The organism is Gemmatimonadota bacterium (genome assembly GCA_041390125.1).
Lineage (GTDB): Bacteria > Gemmatimonadota > Gemmatimonadetes > Longimicrobiales > Gaopeijiaceae > JAGQIF01.
In genome coordinates this window covers 1-3164 of record JAWKQN010000042.1, presented here as the reverse complement: position 1 = coordinate 3164, position 3164 = coordinate 1, and the positions used below count along the sequence as shown (strand labels likewise).

The window sequence follows — 3164 nt, the reverse complement described above, 5'->3', positions numbered from 1 at the left end:
ACCCCTACAAGGACGTCTACCGATGATCCTCGCGACGATCGAAGCCATCCCCGATCATCGCGTCGTCCAGGTCCTGGGGCTCGTGCGGGGTGCGAGCATCCGGGCGCGCCACCTCGGCCAGGACATCGTCGCCACCATGCGCAACATCACCGGCGGAGAGCTCTTCGAGTACACCAAGGTGCTCGCCGAGGCGCGGGAGGAAGCGGTCGACCGGATGGTCGACGAGGCGCGCGCTCTTGGCGCGAACGCCGTCCTGGGCGTACGCTTCCAGTCGGCCGAGGTGACGCGCGGGGCGGCGGAGATGCTGTGCTACGGCACGGCCGTGCGGGTCGAGCGCGCCACCCCGTAGAACCGCACGCCGGGTCGCCGGCGACGCCTCGGCCGCGCCCGATCCTTCGTCCGTACCGACCCCACGCCCGCATGCGTCCACGCCGCACCGGTCCGCTCTTCGCGCTGGCAGCCCTGGTCCTGATGGGCTGCTCCGGCGTCGCCGCGCCCCCCGGGTCGCCGCCTCCCGAGCGCGCGCGCCCCGCCAGCGGGAACGGCAGCGCGGCCGTGGCGACGGCGCTTCCGGCTCCGGACACGGTACGCGACACCGTCTACGTGGTGCGCGAGGCCGCGCCTGCCGACCGTGAGCAAGGGGTCTTCGTCCCGCTGGAGGTGGAGCGGCCCGAAGGCAGCGCGCTGACGCGGCCGGCCGCTTCGGGCGACCCCGCGGTGATCGAGCGGGTGGCCGCGATCATCGATCGTCCTCCGTTCGACCAGATGCACTGGGGCATCGTCGCCAAGGATCTGCACGACGGCCACCTGCTCCTGTCCCTGAACGCGCACCACAAGTTCGCGCCGGCCTCCAACATGAAGGTGCTGGCCGGCGCGGCCGCGCTGAGCGCACTGGGGCCGGAGCACCGCTTCCGCACACCCGCGTTCGCCACCGGGCCGCTGAGCGGGGGCACGGTGCGCGGCGCGCTGGTGGTGGTGGGCTCGGGCGATCCCAGCTTCTCCGACGCCTTCCACCCGTCGTGGCGCACGCCGTTCGATCGCCTCGCCGACTCGCTGCTGGCCGTCGGCGCGCGCCGCTTCGATGGACCGCTCGTGATCGACGTGGCCGCGTGGGATTCGACGAGCGTGCCGGGCTCGTGGATGGTGGAGGACCTGGGCTGGTCGTGGGGCGCCTCGGGAGGCGCGTTCGTCGTGGCCGGCGGCCAGGTGGCGCTGACGCTCGACGCACCGTCCACCGTCGGCGCGGAGGTCCCGGTCCGCTCGGAGCCGCGGCTGGCGTCGGGCCGGCTCGAGCTGGACGTACGTACGGCCGCCACCGACACGGCCATCGTCCATTCCCGTCCGCTGGGCGAGAACGGTCGGATCCGCCTGTCGGGAAGGGTGCCTCCGCGCTGGCGACGGACGCTCCGGATCGCACAGGGCGACCCCGTGCGGGTGGCCGGCGAGCTGCTGTACCAGGTGCTGACGGAGCGCGGGATCCGGTTCGATGGCGGCCTCGCCTTCGCGTGGGAGCGCGAGGCGGAGCTGCCGGGCGGCTGCGCCGCGGGGCGGATCGCCTCGTGCCCGGCCGCTCACCGGCTGGCCACGCTCACCTCGCCGCCGCTCATGGAGCTCCTCGATGCGGCGCTGGGTCCCAGCGACAACTGGATCATGGACCAGCTCACGCGCGCCCTCGCGCAGAGCTCGACCGGAACAGGGGGCTGGGAGCAGGCGGGCGACGCCGTCGCGGAGGAGCTGGGGCGAGCCTACAACGTGCTGGCCTACGACGTGGACGTCGTGGACGGCTCCGGCCTGTCGGCGTACAACCTCGCGACGCCCCGGGCGCTCGTGGACGTGCTCACCCAGATCCGCATCCGACCCGAGGGCGAGCGGTTCCGGAGGGCCCTGGCCGAGCCGGGCGAGGCAGGCACGACGCTGTCCGGTCGCCTGGGTAGCCTGGGCGGGCGGGTGTTCGCCAAGACCGGGAGCCTGACCCACACCAACTCGCTGTCGGGCTACCTGGTGCGGGACAACGGGCGGGAGCTGGTCTTCAGCATCCTCACCAATGCCTCCGGCCTGGACGGCAGAGCCGTTCGGGACGTCATCGACGCGCTGGTGGTCGAGCTGGCGCGCTGGTAGCCGCGCCAGCCCGGTGTTTCGGCCCGCTCAGGGTCCGACCGGCGTCGGAGCGCGCGCGCCCACTTCGCGTTCGGCGGCGGCCCGCTCCGCGGCGGCCGACCGACCGGTCATGAAAGCCCCGACGCGCTCCGCCGACGTGTTGAAGATCAGGTAGGCGCTGGGCACGACGAACAGGGTGAGCAAGGTCGAGATGCCCAGGCCGCCCACGACCGCGATGGCCAGCGGCTGCATCAACTCCGAGCCCTGCCCGATGCCGAGCGCCAGCGGCAACATCCCGAACAGGGTCGTCAGCGTGGTCATGAGGATCGGACGCAGGCGCACGGCGCCGGCCTCGATGACCGCCTCCTCACGGGACAGACCCCGTTCCTTCCGCCCCTGTTCGATGTATTCGACCAGCAGGATGGCGTTGTTGACCACGATGCCGGCCAGGAGGATCACCCCGAGCAGCACCGGTGCGCTGAGCGGCGTCCCGGTGAGGAAGAGCAGGACGCACACGCCGATCAGCGACAGCGGCATGGCCAGCAGGATCACGAACGGGTTGACGAAGCTCTCGTACTGCACGGCCATCACCACGAACACCAGGAAGACGGCCAGCAGCACCACGATCGTCATCTGCTGGTTGCTCTCCCGGATGGCCTCCTCCTCCCCGCCGAAGATCACGCCGTATCCGTCCGGCAGGGACATCCCGGCCAGACGCACGCGAATGGAGTCGTTGACCTCCCCCACCGTCGCCACCTCGGCGATGACGTCCCCGGTCAGCTGCAGCTGCCGGTTCTGGTTCTCGCGCCGGATGGTGGTGGGCCCGAGGATCGTGCGCACGCGGGCCACGTCCCGCAGGTAGATCGGCGCACCGCCGGTCTGCCCCGGGAACAGCGCGATGGACTCGATGTCCTCCGGGCTCCGGAAGCGCTCACGCGGGAACATCACGCGCAGGTCGTACTCCTGGTTTCCGGCCGTGAAGCGCGTGGCCACGGTGCCGTCCAGCGCCGTGCGGAGCGTCTGCCCGACCGCCGCGACGCTGAGCCCGAGGTAGCCCGCCCGCTCGC

The 3164-nt window shown here is 72.2% G+C and carries 3 protein-coding genes; 2 read left to right on the top strand and 1 reads right to left on the bottom strand.

What is annotated here, in order from left to right; genetic code table 11:
* Together R3E98_21800 and dacB are read left to right on the top strand one after the other, a co-directional pair.
* On the top strand, positions 1 to 349 hold a 349-nt coding region (locus R3E98_21800; protein ID MEZ4426045.1), incomplete at its 5' end, for a YbjQ family protein.
* 71 nt (positions 350 to 420) lie between these two features.
* Positions 421 to 2118, top strand: coding sequence for a D-alanyl-D-alanine carboxypeptidase/D-alanyl-D-alanine-endopeptidase (dacB, locus tag R3E98_21795; GenBank protein MEZ4426044.1), 1698 nt, complete (start codon positions 421 to 423; stop codon positions 2116 to 2118).
* Between the two features lie 27 nt (positions 2119 to 2145).
* On the opposite strand, the gene R3E98_21790 is transcribed toward dacB, so the two are convergent.
* Positions 2146 to 3164, bottom strand: a 1019-nt coding sequence (locus R3E98_21790) for an efflux RND transporter permease subunit (GenBank protein ID MEZ4426043.1), incomplete at its 5' end; no start/stop codon positions are given.

Excerpts from the sequence above, each read along its gene's own strand:
- dacB (MEZ4426044.1), top strand. The coding sequence starts at position 421 with ATGCGTCCACGCCGCACCGGTCCGCTCTTCGCGCTGGCAGCCCTGGTC.